This is a genomic window from Schauerella aestuarii (assembly GCF_009866805.1).
GTDB lineage: Bacteria > Pseudomonadota > Gammaproteobacteria > Burkholderiales > Burkholderiaceae_B > Schauerella > Schauerella aestuarii.
The window spans coordinates 254,450-270,350 of record NZ_SIZW01000040.1 but is presented as its reverse complement, the minus strand read 5'-3'; the positions used below and the strand labels follow the sequence as shown (position 1 = coordinate 270,350).

Annotated in this window: 16 protein-coding genes; 8 read left to right on the top strand and 8 right to left on the bottom strand. The window is 63.5% G+C overall.

All coding sequences use genetic code 11. From position 1 onward, the window contains the following. Positions 1–389 precede the first annotated feature (389 nt). From EYW45_RS08045 to EYW45_RS08015, 7 genes are all read left to right on the top strand, one after another. On the top strand, positions 390–1,517 hold the full coding sequence (locus EYW45_RS08045) for an MFS transporter (RefSeq protein WP_161135388.1): 1,128 nt from the start codon (positions 390–392) through the stop codon (positions 1,515–1,517). 89 nt (positions 1,518–1,606) lie between these two features. Beyond that, positions 1,607–2,176, top strand: a complete 570-nt coding sequence (locus tag EYW45_RS08040; RefSeq protein WP_161135387.1) for a gamma-glutamylcyclotransferase — start codon at positions 1,607–1,609, stop codon at positions 2,174–2,176. 63 nt (positions 2,177–2,239) lie between these two features. Continuing rightward, on the top strand, positions 2,240–2,869 hold the full coding sequence (gene pdxH, locus EYW45_RS08035) for a pyridoxamine 5'-phosphate oxidase (RefSeq protein WP_161134860.1): 630 nt from the start codon (positions 2,240–2,242) through the stop codon (positions 2,867–2,869). 49 nt (positions 2,870–2,918) lie between these two features. Beyond that, positions 2,919–3,419: a flavin reductase family protein gene (locus EYW45_RS08030; protein ID WP_161134859.1), complete on the top strand. Its 501-nt coding sequence runs from the start codon at positions 2,919–2,921 to the stop codon at positions 3,417–3,419. 14 nt (positions 3,420–3,433) lie between these two features. Continuing rightward, entirely contained in the window at positions 3,434–4,543 is a 1,110-nt protein-coding gene (locus tag EYW45_RS08025) for an NAD(P)/FAD-dependent oxidoreductase (RefSeq protein ID WP_161134858.1), read from the top strand. A gap of 8 nt (positions 4,544–4,551) precedes the next feature. Then, the gene (purU, locus tag EYW45_RS08020; RefSeq protein WP_161134857.1) at positions 4,552–5,406 is read left to right on the top strand and encodes a formyltetrahydrofolate deformylase; all 855 of its coding nucleotides are present in this window, start codon (positions 4,552–4,554) and stop codon (positions 5,404–5,406) included. Positions 5,407–5,557: 151 nt separating this feature from the next. Beyond that, positions 5,558–6,751 carry an acyl-CoA dehydrogenase gene (locus EYW45_RS08015; protein WP_161134856.1) on the top strand — a complete coding sequence of 398 codons (1,194 nt, stop codon included), beginning with the start codon at positions 5,558–5,560 and terminating at the stop codon, positions 6,749–6,751. A 96-nt stretch (positions 6,752–6,847) separates the two neighbouring features. On the opposite strand, the gene EYW45_RS08010 is transcribed toward EYW45_RS08015, so the two are convergent. The 6 genes from EYW45_RS08010 to fba form a co-directional block, all read right to left on the bottom strand. Continuing rightward, entirely contained in the window at positions 6,848–7,291 is a 444-nt protein-coding gene (locus tag EYW45_RS08010) for a MaoC family dehydratase (RefSeq protein ID WP_161134855.1), read from the bottom strand. A 266-nt stretch (positions 7,292–7,557) separates the two neighbouring features. Beyond that, entirely contained in the window at positions 7,558–8,592 is a 1,035-nt protein-coding gene (locus EYW45_RS08005; protein ID WP_328703620.1) for an L-threonylcarbamoyladenylate synthase, read from the bottom strand. A gap of 25 nt (positions 8,593–8,617) precedes the next feature. Then, a complete protein-coding gene (locus tag EYW45_RS08000; RefSeq protein WP_161134853.1) occupies positions 8,618–9,814 on the bottom strand; it encodes a 5-(carboxyamino)imidazole ribonucleotide synthase in 1,197 nt (398 codons plus the stop codon). Between the two features lie 19 nt (positions 9,815–9,833). Continuing rightward, entirely contained in the window at positions 9,834–10,349 is a 516-nt protein-coding gene (gene purE, locus EYW45_RS07995; RefSeq protein ID WP_161134852.1) for a 5-(carboxyamino)imidazole ribonucleotide mutase, read from the bottom strand. 132 nt (positions 10,350–10,481) lie between these two features. After that, positions 10,482–11,372: a phosphoribosylaminoimidazolesuccinocarboxamide synthase gene (locus EYW45_RS07990; protein WP_161135386.1), complete on the bottom strand. Its 891-nt coding sequence runs from the start codon at positions 11,370–11,372 to the stop codon at positions 10,482–10,484. A gap of 219 nt (positions 11,373–11,591) precedes the next feature. After that, positions 11,592–12,656 carry a class II fructose-bisphosphate aldolase gene (gene fba, locus EYW45_RS07985; protein ID WP_161134851.1) on the bottom strand — a complete coding sequence of 355 codons (1,065 nt, stop codon included), beginning with the start codon at positions 12,654–12,656 and terminating at the stop codon, positions 11,592–11,594. Positions 12,657–13,265: 609 nt separating this feature from the next. On the opposite strand from fba, the gene infA reads away from it, so the two are divergent. Next, positions 13,266–13,535, top strand: coding sequence for a translation initiation factor IF-1 (gene infA / locus EYW45_RS07980; RefSeq protein ID WP_161134850.1), 270 nt, complete (start codon positions 13,266–13,268; stop codon positions 13,533–13,535). Positions 13,536–13,673: 138 nt separating this feature from the next. Here infA and EYW45_RS07975 read toward each other — a convergent pair whose 3' ends face one another. Then, positions 13,674–14,864 carry an alpha-hydroxy acid oxidase gene (locus tag EYW45_RS07975; RefSeq protein ID WP_161134849.1) on the bottom strand — a complete coding sequence of 397 codons (1,191 nt, stop codon included), beginning with the start codon at positions 14,862–14,864 and terminating at the stop codon, positions 13,674–13,676. A gap of 102 nt (positions 14,865–14,966) precedes the next feature. Continuing rightward, positions 14,967–15,818: a peptidoglycan DD-metalloendopeptidase family protein gene (locus EYW45_RS07970; protein WP_161134848.1), complete on the bottom strand. Its 852-nt coding sequence runs from the start codon at positions 15,816–15,818 to the stop codon at positions 14,967–14,969. Positions 15,819–15,901 lie beyond the last annotated feature (83 nt).

The window sequence follows — 15,901 nt, the reverse complement described above, 5'->3', positions numbered from 1 at the left end:
TGCGCGTCCGCCGCAAATGCCGACCGGTGCGCGTCCGCCGCCAAATGCCGCAAGGTGCGCGTCCGCCGCCATGGCGTGCCGCGGCACCCTCCCACCTTGCAGGCGCGCCTTCCCTTCAACGCACATTACACCCGCCTTGGGCGGCGGCGCGGGATCGCGGGCGGGCACACAGCGTCCTCCGTATGGGCTACGCCTGGAAAAAAACGCTGCGCTGCACCTCACTCGCGCGGGCGGGGTACCGACGACATTTCTTGTTGCGCTGCAAGGTCGACAGCCGGCAGGAATGCGCCCAGAATGTAAATCTAATCGCCGTGCCCAAAATAAAAATTTACCCCTCGCTGTCGCCCGCGCCAGGTTTCTCTGGTGCGTTGATGCTGTGCGTGCTCACCATGATGAACCATGTGGTTCTCACCGGGGGCCGTATCACGGTGTCGCTGACCGCGTTGAAGATGGGCTTGTCGACGATCGAAGTCGGGTGGCTGGTTGCCGTTTTCGCCATCCTGCCGATGTTGCTCTCGATACGTACCGGCCGATGGATCGATCAGATCGGCACGTTTCGCCCGTTGGCGATCGGCGGGGCGCTCACCACGATCGGCGCGTCGCTGCCGTTCATTTTTCCCTCGCAGATCACCCTGCTCGTAGCGGCCTGTAGCATCGGCATCGGCTTCATGCTGGTGCAGGTCGCGACCCAAAACCTGCTGGGCCAGGCCGACCCGGCCAAACGGCTGCGCAATTTTTCGTGGCTATCGCTCACGCTCGCCGGCTCAGGTTTTGCCGGGCCGCTGTTTGCCGGACTGGCGATCGACCATCTCGGCGACCGCTATGCCTTCGGCCTGCTGACGATCCCGCCGCTGATCGCGCTGCTCGTCATTCATTACGTCCGGCACATCTTGCGCGCGGCCGATGCCCCGACCGGTGCCAAGCCGGAGAAACGCCGCCGGGTGATGGAACTTGCGGCCATACCGCCGCTGCGGCGCGTGCTGGGCGTAAACACCATGCTCTCCGGCGCCTGGGATACCCATTTGTTTGTGGTGCCCCTCTACGGTGTCACGATCGGCCTGTCTGCCACCACGATCGGCATCATCCTCGCCGCGTTCTCGTCGGCGACGTTCGCCATTCGACTGGTGCTGCCGTTCATCCTGCGGCACGTCCGCTCGTGGACACTGGTGCGGGTCGCCATCGGCACGGCCGTCGTCGTTTTCGTCGTTTACCCGTGGTTCCGAGACTTGCGCGTCCTGATCGGGCTATCCTTTGTGCTCGGGTTGGCGCTCGGCAGTTGCCAACCCAGCATGCTGGCCCTGTTGCACCAGCATTCGCCGCCCGGCCGCGCTGCCGAGGCCGTTGGATTGCGGATGGCGCTGATCAATACGTCGCAAGTGTCGTTGCCGCTGGCATTCGGCGCGCTCGGCACCGTGATCGGCGTCGCCCCGCTCTTCTGGGCTTACGCATCCACACTTGTGGCCGGTGGCGTGCTTTGCCGCAACCCACCTGCCGAGTCCCCTACCGATACCGCGTGAAAGCAGCTTCCACCGACCTCACCGCTTCAACCGTGCCGCCGTCACAGGCAGACTTCAAGCTCTGGACGCCCGATCAGCGACTGGCCTCGATGCGCGAAGCGCTGCGCCATTGGCAAGACGGCGACGACGTGTGGGTGTTCGGCTATGGCTCGCTCATCTGGCGGCCGGAATTCGACTACGTCGAACGACGGCTGGCCACCCTGCACGGGCATCACCGCGCGCTCTGCCTGTGGTCGCGGGTCAATCGCGGCACCCCGGAAACGCCGGGCCTGGTGTTCGGCCTGGATCGGGGCGGCTCGTGCCGCGGCATGGTCTATCGCATGGCCGGGGCGGGCGTGAGCGATTTCTTTCCCAAATTGTGGGAACGCGAGATGTCCACGGGCGCGTATCTGCCGCGCTGGCTGCGTTGCACCACCGACCAGGGCGACGTGAATGCGCTGGTTTTCATCATGAATCGCGACAATCCCGCCTACATCAGCGCTTTGCCGCGTGAAGAGCTGCTGGCCGTCGTCAAGCGCGCCACCGGCCGCTACGGCGCCTGCACCGAATATGTGCTCGAAACCCACCGCGCGCTGATGGATGCGGGCATTTGCGATCGGCAGTTGGCCTCGGTGGCCGCCGATCTCGCCCGCCAGGATCACGCTCCCGGCGAAGACTGACGCGGGCGCGTCCGAAGGGCAGTACACTTGCAGGCTCTCCTGCCGATACCGATTCGCCGTTTTATGTCCGTTGCCGACCTGCGCCAGACCTACGACCGCGGTGTGCTGCTCGAATCCCACGCCGCCGCATCACCTTTCGATCAATTCACGCTGTGGTTCGATGAAGCGCTCACCGCCAAGGTACCCGAGCCCAACGCCATGACGTTGGCCACGGTCGACCCTACCGGCCAGCCGTCGGCACGCACCGTATTGATCAAGAACTTCAACGAGCGCGGCTTCGTGTTCTTCACCAACTACGATTCGCGCAAGGGCCACGATCTGGCCGCAGAACCGCGCGCAAGCCTGCTCTTCTTCTGGCAGCCGCTCGAGCGCCAGGTGCGCATCGAAGGCACCGTCGAAAAGGTGAGCGAAGCCGAATCGGATGCTTATTACGAGAGCCGTCCGGTGGGCTCCCGGCTTGGCGCCTGGGCGTCGCCCCAGAGCCAGCCCACCACCCGCGAGGCGCTTGAAGCCAACGAGCACCTGTATCGCGAGCGCTTCGGCGACGATCCGCCGCGCCCACCGCATTGGGGCGGCTACCGGCTGGTGCCGCATGCGCTGGAGTTCTGGCAGGGCCGCCCGTCGCGGTTGCACGATCGTTTGCGCTACCGCCTGACGGATGGCCAGTGGGTCATCGAGCGACTGGCGCCGTGATGTCATTCCGCCTGTCTTGCCAAATCGCCGGGGTGGAGCACTGCCGGTCATGAGCGCCTTGTCTTTCGATACCCGTTATTTTCGTACGGCGCTGGGCCGGTTTGCCACCGGTGTGACGGTGGTCACGGCCGAAACGCCGGATGGCGTGCCGGTGGGGCTCACCGTGAGTTCATTCAATTCGGTGTCGCTGGATCCGCCGCTGGTGCTGTGGAGCCTGTCGCGCAACTCCGCCTCGCTGGCCGTATTCGACGCGTGCGACCGCTATGTGGTCAACGTGCTCTCGGCCTCACAGGCCGACATCGCCATGCGGTTTGCGCGCGGCACGTCGGCCGAGCGGTTCGACGGATTGGGCACCGGTCGCGCGCCCGACGGCACACTTACGCTGGACGACAACTGTGCGGCCTGGTTCGAATGCCGCAACCGCAGCCAGTATGTGGAAGGCGATCACATCATCATGGTGGGCGAAGTGCTCCACTGCGGTCACCGCGACATCCCGCCGCTTGTGTTTCACGCCGGGAGCTTCGATCTCACGCCGGCCAATCCTGCCTGATCGATGATGCGCTCATGACACCGGATATCGACTGTATCGTGATCGGCGCGGGTGTGGTGGGACTGGCGACGGCGCGCGCGCTGGCGCTGGCCGGTCGCGAGGTGCTGATCGTGGACGCAGCCGAGGATATTGGCACCGGCACCAGCTCGCGCAATTCGGAAGTGATTCACGCGGGAATCTATTACCCCGCCGGCAGCCTGAAGGCCGCGCTGTGCGTGCGCGGCAAGCAGATGCTCTACGACTATTGCGCCGAACGCGGCATCGGCCACAAACGCCTGGGCAAGCTGATCGTGGCCACCACCGCCGAGCAGGCGGATCAGCTCGACGCGATTGCGGTGCGCGCCCGCGCCAATGGCGTGGACGACATGCAAAAGCTGGACGCGGCCGCCGCGCGGGCGCTCGAGCCCGCTCTGCACTGCACCGCCGCCCTGCTGTCGCCCTCGACCGGCATCGTCGATAGCCATGCGCTCATGCTAAGTCTGCAGGGCGACGCCGAGAACGCGGGCGCACAGACGGTGTTCTTCACGCCCCTGATCTCCGGCCGCGTGCTTCCGGGCGGCGGTTTCGAGCTCACCTTCGGCGGCGAAGGCGCGATGCAGATCACGTGCCGTACGCTGATCAACGCCAGCGGCCTGCACGCGCCCTCGCTCGCGCGCAGCATCGCCGGCATTCCCGCCAGCACGATTCCGCCGGAGTTTCTGTGCAAGGGCAGCTATTTCACCCTTGCCGGCCGTGCGCCCTTTTCGCGCCTGATCTATCCTGTGCCCCAGCATGCAGGCCTCGGCGTGCACCTCACGCTGGATATGGGCGGCCAGGCCAAGTTCGGCCCCGATACGCAGTGGATCGAGCACGAGGATTACGCACTCGATGCCACGCGCGCCGAGGTGTTCTACGATGCCGTACGCAGCTACTGGCCCGGATTGCCCGACGGTGCCCTGATGCCGGGGTATACCGGCATCAGACCCAAGATTTCCGGTCCCAGCGACCCCGCCGCCGATTTCGTCATCGCCGGCCCGGCCACCCATGGCATCCCCGGTCTGGTCAATCAGTTCGGTATCGAATCGCCTGGATTGACGGCCAGCCTGGCCATCGCCGCCGCCACGTCGGCTGCGCTCAACGCTTGAGTTTTTGAATGCAACACAACGATTTCATCCTGACCATCGCCTGTCCCGATCGCACCGGCATCGTGTATCGCGTGAGCGGCTTCCTGTTCGAACTGGGCTGCAATATTCTCGATTCGCAGCAATTCGGCGATGAGGAAACCGGACGCTTTTTTCTGCGCGTGCACTTCGATCTGCCGCCGCAGCACACCCAGGACGTGGTGATGGCGCGATTCGCGCCGATCGCCGATGCGCATCAGATGGTTTGGCAATTGCACGATGCCCGCCGCAAATCGCGGCTGTTGGTACTGGTGAGCAAGCAAGGGCATTGCTTGAACGATTTGCTCTTCCGTGTGCAAAGCGGGCAGTTGCCGGCCGAGATCGCCGCGATCGTGTCCAATCATCCCGATTACGCTGCCTTGGCGGCGTCCTACGGCATTCCGTTCCATCATCTGCCCGTGTCGGCCGAGAATCGGCAGTCGCAAGAGCAGGCGATCATCGATCTCACGGCATCGCTTAATATCGACCTGGTGGTGCTGGCGCGATATATGCAGATCCTGTCGCCCACCCTGTGCCGGGCGCTATCGGGACGCGCCATCAACATCCATCACAGCTTCCTGCCCAGTTTCAAAGGCGCCCGCCCCTATCATCAGGCCCATCTGCGGGGCGTGAAAATCATTGGCGCCACGGCCCATTATGTGACTGAGGACCTCGACGAAGGTCCGATCATCGAGCAGGACATCGAGCGCGTCGATCACACCATGACCGCTCAGGACCTGACCCAAGTCGGTAGCGACGTCGAATCGCTGGTGCTTTCACGCGCCGTGCGCAGCCACGTCGAACACCGCATTCTGCAAAACGGCAGCAAGACCGTCGTGTTCCGTTAGACGGCAGGTCCGGCCAGGCAGGCGCCGCCGCTGGACGGCAGCGAGACGGCAGCACGCAGAATCGAACGATTCACTGTTGATTTACCTATCCAGGCAAGTTTGATACTTTAGGTTTAAACTAGTTCAACTCACACATCGGAGCGAGACCCGCATGTCCTCTATGCCTTCTTTCCACTGGCAGGACCCCCTGCTACTCGATCAGCAATTGACCGACGATGAGCGTATGGTGCGCGACGCCGCCCATGCTTATTCGCAAGACAAGCTGGCGCCGCGCGTGCTGCAGGCGTTTCGCAGCGAGCAAACCGACCCCGCGATCTTCGCCGAGATGGGTGAACTGGGCCTCCTGGGCGCCACGATTCCTGTCGAATACGGCGGTGCCGGCCTGAACTATGTGTGCTACGGCTTGATCGCACGCGAAGTCGAGCGCGTCGACTCGGGCTATCGCTCGATGATGAGCGTGCAGTCGTCGCTCGTGATGGTGCCCATCAACGAATTCGGCTCGGAAGAGCAAAAGCAGAAGTATCTGCCCAAGTTGTCGGCTGGCGAATGGATCGGTTGCTTCGGCTTGACCGAACCCAACCATGGTTCCGATCCGGGCAATCTGGATACGCGCGCGGTCAAGAATGCCGACGGCTATTCGATCACCGGCAACAAGATGTGGATCACCAACTCGCCGATCGCCGACGTGTTCGTCGTGTGGGCGAAGTGCGTGGGCGGCGAGTTCGACGGCAAGATCCGCGGTTTCATCCTTGAAAAAGGTATGAAGGGTCTGTCGGCACCGGCGATTCACGGCAAGGTGGGGTTGCGTGCGTCGGTCACAGGCGAGATCGTGATGGACAACGTCGAAGTGCCGGATACGCAAATGCTGCCGGGCGTGTCGGGCCTGAAGGGTCCGTTCACCTGCCTGAACTCCGCACGCTACGGCATCGCCTGGGGCGCCCTGGGTGCCGCCGAATTCTGCTGGCACATGGCCCGCCAATACACGCTGGACCGCAAGCAGTTTGGCCGCCCGCTGGCCGCCAATCAGCTCATCCAGAAGAAACTGGCCGACATGCAAACCGAAATCACGCTGGCTCTGCAAGGCTGCCTGCGTTTGGGCCGCATGAAGGACGCCAACGACGCTGCCGTTGAGATCACGTCGATCATGAAGCGCAACTCGTGCGGCAAGTCGCTCGATATTGCTCGCATGGCGCGCGATATGCTGGGCGGCAACGGTATCTCCGATGAATTCGGGGTGGCGCGTCACTTGGTCAACCTGGAAGTGGTCAACACGTACGAAGGCACCCACGACGTGCACGCGCTCATCCTGGGCCGCGCGCAAACGGGCATTCAAGCGTTTTATTGATTTCAATCCGCGAGCGCATGGCGTAACAGCCATGCCGCATCGTCGAGCGGCCTGCCGGCATCAGTCGGCAGGCCGTTTTCATTGGCGGAACGAGATTCAGCCCTGATCGTCGAGTTCGAACAGATTGGTGGCGTCGATTTCCAGCACGACTTCCTTATGCTGGTTGTAGACCGCCCACACCCAGGTGACGATGCCGAGATCGTCGCGCCCTGAGGATTTACGCACACCGGTTACCTTGGCTTCCAGACGGAGCGTGTCGCCTGGGCGCACCGGCACACGCCAGCGTACTTCTCCCAGCCCCGGCGAGCCGAACGAATCGGAGTCGCTCAGCGCGGCATCCACGGCCATGCGCATCGTCAGCGCACAGGTGTGCCAGCCGCTGGCGATCAACCCGCCCCAACGGCCACGTTCGGCACGCGATTTATCGGTATGAAACCACTGCGGATCGTATTTCTGGGCGAATTCGAGTATTTCAGCTTCGGTCACGTCGACCGGGCCACCCTTGATCACCATGCCCTGCCGTAGATCGGCGAACTTCATCGAAGATCCTTTGAACACAATCCGACAGCATAGAGCAACGCGTGGCCGAACGACAGTCGCGACCGGCAATCCGACGCTCCTAGCGGTGTTAGTGGATGAGGCTTTCTCAGTGGATGAGGCTTTCTCAGTGGATGAGACGGGTCGGAAGATGAGACGTGTCGGAGGATGAGACGAATCAGTCGCCTGTGCGTGCCTGTCCGTGCCTGTCCGTGCCTGTCAGGGTCTGTCAGCGCCTGTCAGGTCCTGTCAGGTCCTGTCAGGGCGTATCAGTGGCCCAAGCCGTCGGTATCCAGCGCGAACGCCGCGGCAGCACGATGAATGCGGTCATTGACCGCCGCCCAGGCCGAAGTGGCCGGCGGCGCTTGCACTACCAGACGGGCCATCCCGCGCGTGTCCCAATCGCGCAGCGTCGCGTAGAGCGCATGCGCGTACCGATTGGGGTCATCCGGCAAGCCATGCCAGACGACCGCATCCGGAAGGTGCGCCGGTCGGACGCCGTAAGCAAGCACCACCGTTTGCCCTTGGGCCGGCAGACCCTCCCCGGCGCATACGGCCGCCAGACGCGCTGCGTCGGCGAGTTCCAGCGGTGTGTGCGGCGCGTAATGCGCTTTCAGGGTACCCGATGCACGCGGCGCCGCGGCATCGGGGCGCGCGGGTTCGGCGCCGATCACGGCAGCCAGCTGCTCGGCCGTGATCGATCCCGGGCGCAACAACGTGGGCGGCACGCCCAGATGCACCCGCGATACATCCACGATGGTGGATTCGATCCCCTTGTCCGACGGACCGCCATCCAGCACGGGCATGCCGGCGGCGACTTCGGCGGGAAATTCGGCGATCACGTGCGACGCTTGTGAGGGCGAGACCTGGCCAAATCGATTGGCCGAAGGCGCGGCCACACCGCACGGTTCGCCGGGATGCCGCTGCGCAAACGCCGTCAAGAGCGCCTGCGCCAGGGGATGGGAAGGGCAGCGCAGGCCGATGCTGTCCTGCCCTGCCGAGACGGTGGCATCGATATGCGCGGCGCGCGGCAGGATCAGGGTCAGCGGGCCGGGCCAGAACGCGTCGATCAAAGCCTGTGCGACCGGCGGCACGTGTGCGGCCCATTGCGTCACATCGGCACCAGGCGCCAGATGGACGATCACAGGATGATCGGCCGGTCGGCCCTTGGCGGCATAAATGCGACGCACGGCATCAGGGTTGCGCGCATCGGCACCCAGGCCGTAGACCGTTTCGGTGGCAAAGGCGACCAGCTCACCGGCATCGAGCAGCGCCGCGGCCGCCGCGATCGCTGCCGCATCTATCGTCGGCTGCTGATCGGCAGACACCTTATTCGTCCGTGGGTGCGGGCATGCCGAGCGCATCGGCCACCGTGGCGGCATCGCGCTGGGCGGCTTCGATCGTCGCGCCGACGCAGGTGAGGTGCCCCATCTTGCGGCCGGCGCGCGCTTCGCGCTTGCCGTACAGATGCAGCTTGGCGGACTTCACCTCGAGCGCACGCGACCAACGCGGCTGCTGCGCCGTCGATTGGCCGGATTCGAACCAGATATCGCCCAGAAGATTCAACATGACCGCGGGCGACAGCAGATGCGTGCTGCCCAGCGGCAAGCCGGCCAGTACGCGCACTTGCTGTTCGAACTGGCTGGTCACGCACGCGTCGAGCGTGTAGTGACCGCTGTTGTGCGGGCGCGGCGCAATCTCGTTGACCACCAGGCGGCCGTCGCGCAGCACGAAAAACTCGACGCACAGCACGCCCGAATAGTCGAGACCGCGGGCGATGGCGCGCGCGGCATGGCCGGCTTGATCCGTGACATGCTGGGCGGCCGTGGCAGCGCCGGCCACCGTGGTCACGGCAAGAATGCCATCGCGATGCACATTGCGCGCCACCGGGTAGACGACGATATCGCCATCGAAACCGCGCGCCAGCACCACCGAGATTTCGTAGTCGAGCGGCATCAGGGCTTCGAGCACGCAGGGCACGTCACCAAACGAGGCGAAGGCTTCGCGGGCCTCTGCACGCGTGGCGATGCGCGCCTGGCCCTTCCCGTCGTAGCCCAGACGGGCCACTTTCAGAATGCCGGGAAACAGGCCTTCGTCAGCCTCATCGATATCGGCCAATTGGCGGATCGCCGCATGCGGCGCCACCGGAATACCGTGCGCGGCGATGAACGCCTTCTCGGTAATCCGATCCTGCACCACGGCCACGGCGCTGGCGGCCGGGCTCACGCGGCACTGTGCCGCCAGAATGCGCAGGCTGTCGGCCGGCACATTCTCGAATTCGGTGGTGACCGCGCGGGCGATCGACGCCAACTCGCGCAAGCCCTCGGCATCGTCGTAGGCGGCCTTGATGTGGCGATCGGCCACCATGGCGGCCGGACAGTTATCCGTTTCGGCCGGGTCAAGCACCACCACGCGGTAGCCCAGGCTTTGCGCGGCCTGACAGAACATGCGGCCCAATTGGCCACCGCCCAACAAACCCAGCCAGTCGCCGGGTGCAATCGAAAATGGAATGGAAGGAGACGTCATAACGAGCGAACCGGCAAGATCAGGATTGAGGCGGGATGCGCATATCGCGCGCGGCCTGGGTCTGGCGGGCACGAAACGCCACCAGCTTGTTATAGAGCGCGTCGTCGGTCGTGGCCAACGTCGCGATCGCGTGCAATGCCGCATTCGCCGCGCCCGCTTCGCCGATGGCGAAGGTTGCGACCGGCACACCCTTGGGCATCTGCACGATGGACAACAGCGAATCCTCGCCGCGCAAATACTTCGAAGGCACCGGCACGCCAAACACCGGCACCGGCGTCAACGCCGCCATCATGCCGGGCAAGTGCGCCGCGCCGCCGGCGCCTGCCACGATCGCCCGCAGACCGCGGTTGCGGGCATCCGCACCGTAGTCGGCCATGTCCTGGGGCATCCGGTGCGCCGAAATCACGCGCATCTCGCACGGCACGCCGAAGTCTTCGAACATCGCCACGGCGTGCTTCATGATGTCCCAATCGCTGGACGATCCCATGATGACGCCGACGATCGGCTTGGTTGACGGCGAGACAGGTGCTGACATGGCGCGATCCTGGTGAAATAAGGTTTGAAAGTCGGGAGTGCCTGCCCATGCGGATCGCAGCGGAAACGCGGTGACAGGCACGGGGTGCGAGGCGCATCGGGGAACAGACGCCCCGCGCGCGGCCGCAGATCGTCAGGCGGTGAGGCGATCCAGCGCTTCGCGGTACTTGGCCGCTGTGCGCTCGAGCACCTCGGCGGGCAGACGCGGCGCGGGCGGTGTCTTGCCCCACGGTTGCGTCTCGAGCCAGTCGCGCACGAACTGCTTGTCGAACGAGGGCGGGCTGATGCCCTCGCGATATTCGTCGGCCGGCCAGAACCGCGACGAATCGGGGGTCAGCACCTCATCCATCAAATGCAGCGTGCCGTCATCGCTCAACCCGAACTCGAACTTCGTATCGGCGATCATGATGCCCTTGGTGCGCGCAAACGCGGCCGCTTCGGCATACAGCTTGAGGGTAACGGTGCGAATGTGTTCCGCCATCTCCTGGCCCACTTCGCGCACCACGTGATCGAAATCGACGTTTTCATCGTGCGCACCCATCTCGGCCTTGGCGGCCGGGGTGAAAATGGGTTCAGGCAACTGCGCCGCCTGCTTCAAACCCGCCGGCAGCTTGATGCCGCAGATGGCGCCGGTATCCTGGTAATCCTTCCAGCCCGAACCGATGAGGTAGCCGCGGGCGACCGCTTCGACCAGGATCGGTTTCAAGCGTTTGACCACCACCGCGCGGCCGATCACCTGATCGCGCTCGTCGGTGGCGACGACCGATTGCGGATCGATGCCGGTCGAGTGATTGGGCATCACATGCGCCAGCTTCTCGAGCCAGAAATCGGTAAGCGCCGTCAACACCTGCCCCTTGCCGGGGATGGGGTCGTCGAGAATGACGTCGAAGGCGGAGATGCGGTCGGTTGCGACGATCAACAGTTTGTCGCCCCCCACCGCGTACATGTCGCGCACCTTGCCGCGGCCAAGGAGGGGTAAGGACCGGATGCTGGATTGATGCAGAGCGTTCACGAGATGGCCTATGTCAAAAAGAAGATTCCCGCCTGGACGCCGTCCGGGCGGGAATGAGCACAGCTTCGGGCAACATTATCGCACTAGTTGCCCCGGCCCGAAACCGGGCGGCGAACCGCAAACCGTGGCAAATCGATCCCGAAAGCGAACCGCTGGCCGTGGCGATGGCGCGCCGCTCCCTTCAGGGCACCCTTCGCGGCTCCTTTTTCTGCTTGCTTTTTCTGCTCGCTTTTATTGCACCACTTGCTGCAACTTGCCGGCGGCATAGGCGGCGGCGATCTCGCTTAGCGGCACCACCTTGATCTTGCTGGCTTGCCCGGCAGTGCCGAACTCCTGATAACGCTGCATACAGATGTTCTTGGCCGCCGTACGGGCGGGCTTCAAGAATTCGCGCGGGTCGAATTTCTCGGGGTTCTCAGCGAGGAAACGACGCACCGCAGCCGTCATCGCCAGGCGGATGTCGGTATCGATGTTGATCTTGCGCACGCCGAATTTGATGGCTTCCTGGATTTCCTCGACCGGCACGCCGTAGGTTTCCTTCATGGCGCCGCCGAACTCGCGGATCTCAGCCAGCAGGTCTTGCGGCACACTCGAACTGCCATGCATCACCAAGTGGGTGTTGGGCAGTCGGGCGTGAATGTCCTTGATGCGCGAGATCGAGAGGATATCGCCCGTGGGCTTGCGCGTGAACTTGTAGGCGCCATGGCTGGTGCCGATGGCAATCGCCAGGGCATCGAGCTGCGTGCGTTTGACGAAGTCGGCGGCCTGCTCCGGATCGGTCAGCAACTGATCCATCGTGAGCTTGCCGTCGGCGCCGTGACCGTCTTCCTTGTCGCCTTCCATCGTTTCGAGCGAGCCCAGGCAACCGAGTTCGCCTTCCACCGTGACGCCAACCTTGTGCGCCATATCGACCACTTTGCGGGTGACGTCGACGTTGTAGTCGAAATCGGCAATGCTCTTGCCATCTTCCTTCAACGAGCCATCCATCATCACGCTGGAGAACCCGAGGTCGATGGCGCCCTGACAGACGGCGGGCGATTGGCCGTGATCCTGGTGCATCACGACGGGAATGTGCGGATACGTTTCAACGGCCGCCTGGATCAAATACTTCAGAAACGTCTCGCCGGCATATTTGCGGGCGCCGGCCGACGCTTGCATGATCACCGGGCTGTCGGTTTCGGCAGCGGCCTCCATGATGGCCTGAACCTGTTCAAGGTTGTTGACGTTGAACGCGGGGATGCCGTAGCCGTGCTCGGCGGCGTGATCCAGCAATTGGCGCATGGAAACGAGGGCCATGAAAACTCCAGAAATTGAAAAACGAGCGAATGGGGATCGCTGCTTTGGGATGAGGCGTAATTTTACGGGCGGATTTTAAGCGCGGTTCGGCCAAGCGCTGGCCGCGCTCATCGCGTCCCTGGATACGACTTGGCAAGACGCATGGAAGGCACGTGCCACCCTCTGCCCGCTTGCGGCAGTCACAACCCGACAGATCCCGAAGCAGGATGACGAAAACGAGGTCGCAATGCCGCGCCCCGCTTCGCTGCACCGCATGAAAACCTGGACTTTACAAGCCCGCCGCGTTAAGATAGCCATAGATTCTCACTGTCCATCGGCCACTGTATCCAGTCAAGTCGGCAATCATTTTGCGACCGATGCGATCCATCCGCGTGACATACCGGCACGGTATGTACTACGCCTCTATGCCGCAGTCGTGATCGCGGCATCTCTGCCCCGCCTGCGGCGCTCAAGCGTCGATACTGCCTGTCGGAGCTGCGGGATTTCCCCCGCAATGTTGTCGCACGCCCGGCTCGAGCTTTCGCCCCGCGTGCCGTGCACGCCACCATCCTGTGGCAGTGCGCACGCCACGGCTGGTGCCGTGCATCAAGTATTTAAAGGAGTTGCCCTATGGCTAAGGAAGAATTGATCGAACTGAACGGCGTCGTCGGTGAAGTGCTGCCCGACAGCCGCTATCGCGTTACCCTCGAAAACGGCATCGAAGTCGGCGCCTACGCGTCGGGTCGCATGCGCAAGCACCGTATCCGTATTCTCGCCGGCGATCGCGTGACGCTGGAAATGTCGCCGTACGACTTGACCAAAGGCCGCATCAACTTCCGTCACAAAGACGAAGTGCGTCCGGGTGCCGCCAGCCGTCCGCAGAATCCCCGCCGTCGTTGATACGACGTCGCATGGGAGAAGTGCAACTGGTCTGCATTTTTCCCATGTGAATCCCACCACAGGCAGTTCCTGCCTGTCATGCCGGTAGACGCTCGATGGCCGGTCCATCGATGCCCACCGGCATTTTTTCGTCTGCCGTCAGCGATTACCGCCCATGCTGGCCGGCGTGGGGTAGGTGCCCGGCAGCAAAATATCGCGATCCACCGATTCGATCGTTTTGCGACCGCAGAATGCCATCGTGATATCGAGTTCCTTTGCGATCATCTCGAGCACCTGGCGCACGCCACGCTCGCCGCCGGCACCAAGGCCATAGAGAAACGAGCGTCCGATCAGCGTCCCGCGCGCGCCCAGGGCCACGGCCTTCAGCACGTCCTGGCCTGAGCGGATACCGCCATCCATCCAGACTTCGATGCGCGATCCCACCGCTTCTGCGATGGCGGGCAAGGCCTGGATCGAGGACACGGCACCGTCGAGCTGACGTCCGCCGTGATTGCTCACGATCAGGGCATCGGCACCACTCTGCGCGGCCAGACGGGCATCGTCGGCATCCAGAATGCCTTTCAGGATGAGCTTGCCGCCCCAGCGGCGCTTGATCCACTCAACGTCATCCCAGCTCAACCGCGGATCGAATTGTTCGGCCGTCCAGGCGCCCAACGACGAGAGATCGCTCACGCCTTTGGCATGTCCGACGATATTGCCGAACGTGCGGCGCTGCGTGCGCAGCATGTGATAACACCACGCCGGTTTGGTCGCGAGATCGATCAAGTTGCGCACGGTCATCTTCGGCGGCGCAGTCAGGCCGTTCTTGATGTCCTTGTGACGCTGACCCAGGATCTGCAGGTCGAGCGTGAGCATCAGCGCCGAGCAATTGGCGGCCTTCGCGCGGTCGATCAAGCGTTCGACATAATCGCGGTCACGCATCACATACAACTGAAACCAGAACGGCTTGGTAGTCGCGGCTGCCACGTCCTCGATCGAGCAGATGCTCATCGTGGACAGCGTAAAAGGGATGCCGAAGGCCTCGGCGGCACGTGCCGCCAGGATTTCGCCATCGGCGTGCTGCATGCCCGTCAATCCAGTGGGTGCGATCGCCACCGGCATGGCGGCATCGATGCCGACCATCTGCGTGCGGATCGAGCGCCCTTCCATATTGACCGCCACGCGCTGGCGCAGCTTGATCTTCTGGAAATCGTCGGTATTGGCGCGATATGTCGATTCGGTCCAGGAACCGGAATCGGCATAGTCGTAGAACATCTTGGGCACTCGGCGCTTGGCCAGAACGCGCATGTCTTCAACGGTGGTGAGGGTGGGATCGAGCAGTGTCGTCATGCTGTGTGGCGCGTGCAGCGCGCTCTCCTGGAATGAACCGTGCGCTGGGACGATATGGTCAAACCATGCGGGCGCACGCGGAATGACATCATACGACGATGCTTACGGTTTGAACGTGCCGATGAAGATGGCCGGATCGACGCGCGCGTCGTTCAGGCTGACGTTCCAGTGCAGATGGGGACCCGTGGCGCGACCAGTGGCGCCCACTTTGGCTACCGCTTCTCCGCGCTTGACCGTCTGGCCAACTTGGACATCGATGGCCGACAGGTGGCAGAACATCGTGATCAAACCGCGACCGTGATCGATGAAGACTGTTTTGCCATTGAAGAAGTAATCGCCGATCAGGATGATCTTGCCGTCGGCCGGCGCCTGCACTGGCGTGCCGGTGCCGGCGGCGAAATCCAGGCCCGAATGCGGGTTACGCTCTTCGCCGTTGAAAAACCGCCGCACGCCGAAAGGGCTCGACTGGCGACCGGGTACCGGCACATCGAACTTCACGTTTGACGGTGCCGTGGGCGAGAAGGTGCGATACGCCGCGAGTTGCTCGTCCAGCTCGCGCTTGAACCGCTGTTCATTCTCGGGGCTCAGGTTGACCTGGCCTTTGTTCTTGAGGGTGATGCGCTGCTCGGGATAGGCCTTGGCATCCACTTTGAACGCCACGCGCCGCTGCACGCCTTTGGCGTCTCGCACGAGCGCCGACTGCTCCGAGCCCGCCTTCACGGTCAGCGGGATGCCCACGATCGCCGTCCATTGGCCCTGATCGTCGATCACGAGCACCGGCCGATTGGCGAACGTGACCGCAGGCGCCTCACCGCCCCGCTCCAGCGGCAGCACCGCCACCCCACCCGGCACGGGCTTGTTCAACAGCCGGAAAATAAAGCTGTCGGCGGCGTGGACAGGCAAACAGAGCAAGGCGCTCAGGCACAGCAAAGCGGTTCGGATCAGAGGCATCATGGATACGGCAGGTTAATGGTCGATAATCGTGCGTAACGATAACCGATGGCGGTGCCGCGCTTTCCAGAAAAGATCGCCCATGC

Bases quoted from the DNA above. Each gene is read 5' to 3' on its own strand.
- EYW45_RS08045 (WP_161135388.1), top strand. From the start codon at position 390: ATGATGAACCATGTGGTTCTCACCGGGGGCCGTATCACGGTGTCGCTG.
- EYW45_RS08040 (WP_161135387.1), top strand. From the start codon at position 1,607: ATGCGCGAAGCGCTGCGCCATTGGCAAGACGGCGACGACGTGTGGGTG.
- pdxH (WP_161134860.1), top strand. From the start codon at position 2,240: ATGTCCGTTGCCGACCTGCGCCAGACCTACGACCGCGGTGTGCTGCTC.
- EYW45_RS08030 (WP_161134859.1), top strand. From the start codon at position 2,919: ATGAGCGCCTTGTCTTTCGATACCCGTTATTTTCGTACGGCGCTGGGC.
- EYW45_RS08025 (WP_161134858.1), top strand. From the start codon at position 3,434: ATGACACCGGATATCGACTGTATCGTGATCGGCGCGGGTGTGGTGGGA.
- purU (WP_161134857.1), top strand. From the start codon at position 4,552: ATGCAACACAACGATTTCATCCTGACCATCGCCTGTCCCGATCGCACC.
- EYW45_RS08015 (WP_161134856.1), top strand. From the start codon at position 5,558: ATGTCCTCTATGCCTTCTTTCCACTGGCAGGACCCCCTGCTACTCGAT.
- EYW45_RS08010 (WP_161134855.1), bottom strand. From the start codon at position 7,291: ATGAAGTTCGCCGATCTACGGCAGGGCATGGTGATCAAGGGTGGCCCG.
- EYW45_RS08000 (WP_161134853.1), bottom strand. From the start codon at position 9,814: ATGACGTCTCCTTCCATTCCATTTTCGATTGCACCCGGCGACTGGCTG.
- purE (WP_161134852.1), bottom strand. From the start codon at position 10,349: ATGTCAGCACCTGTCTCGCCGTCAACCAAGCCGATCGTCGGCGTCATC.
- fba (WP_161134851.1), bottom strand. From the start codon at position 12,656: ATGGCCCTCGTTTCCATGCGCCAATTGCTGGATCACGCCGCCGAGCAC.
- infA (WP_161134850.1), top strand. From the start codon at position 13,266: ATGGCTAAGGAAGAATTGATCGAACTGAACGGCGTCGTCGGTGAAGTG.
- EYW45_RS07975 (WP_161134849.1), bottom strand. From the start codon at position 14,864: ATGACGACACTGCTCGATCCCACCCTCACCACCGTTGAAGACATGCGC.
- EYW45_RS07970 (WP_161134848.1), bottom strand. From the start codon at position 15,818: ATGATGCCTCTGATCCGAACCGCTTTGCTGTGCCTGAGCGCCTTGCTC.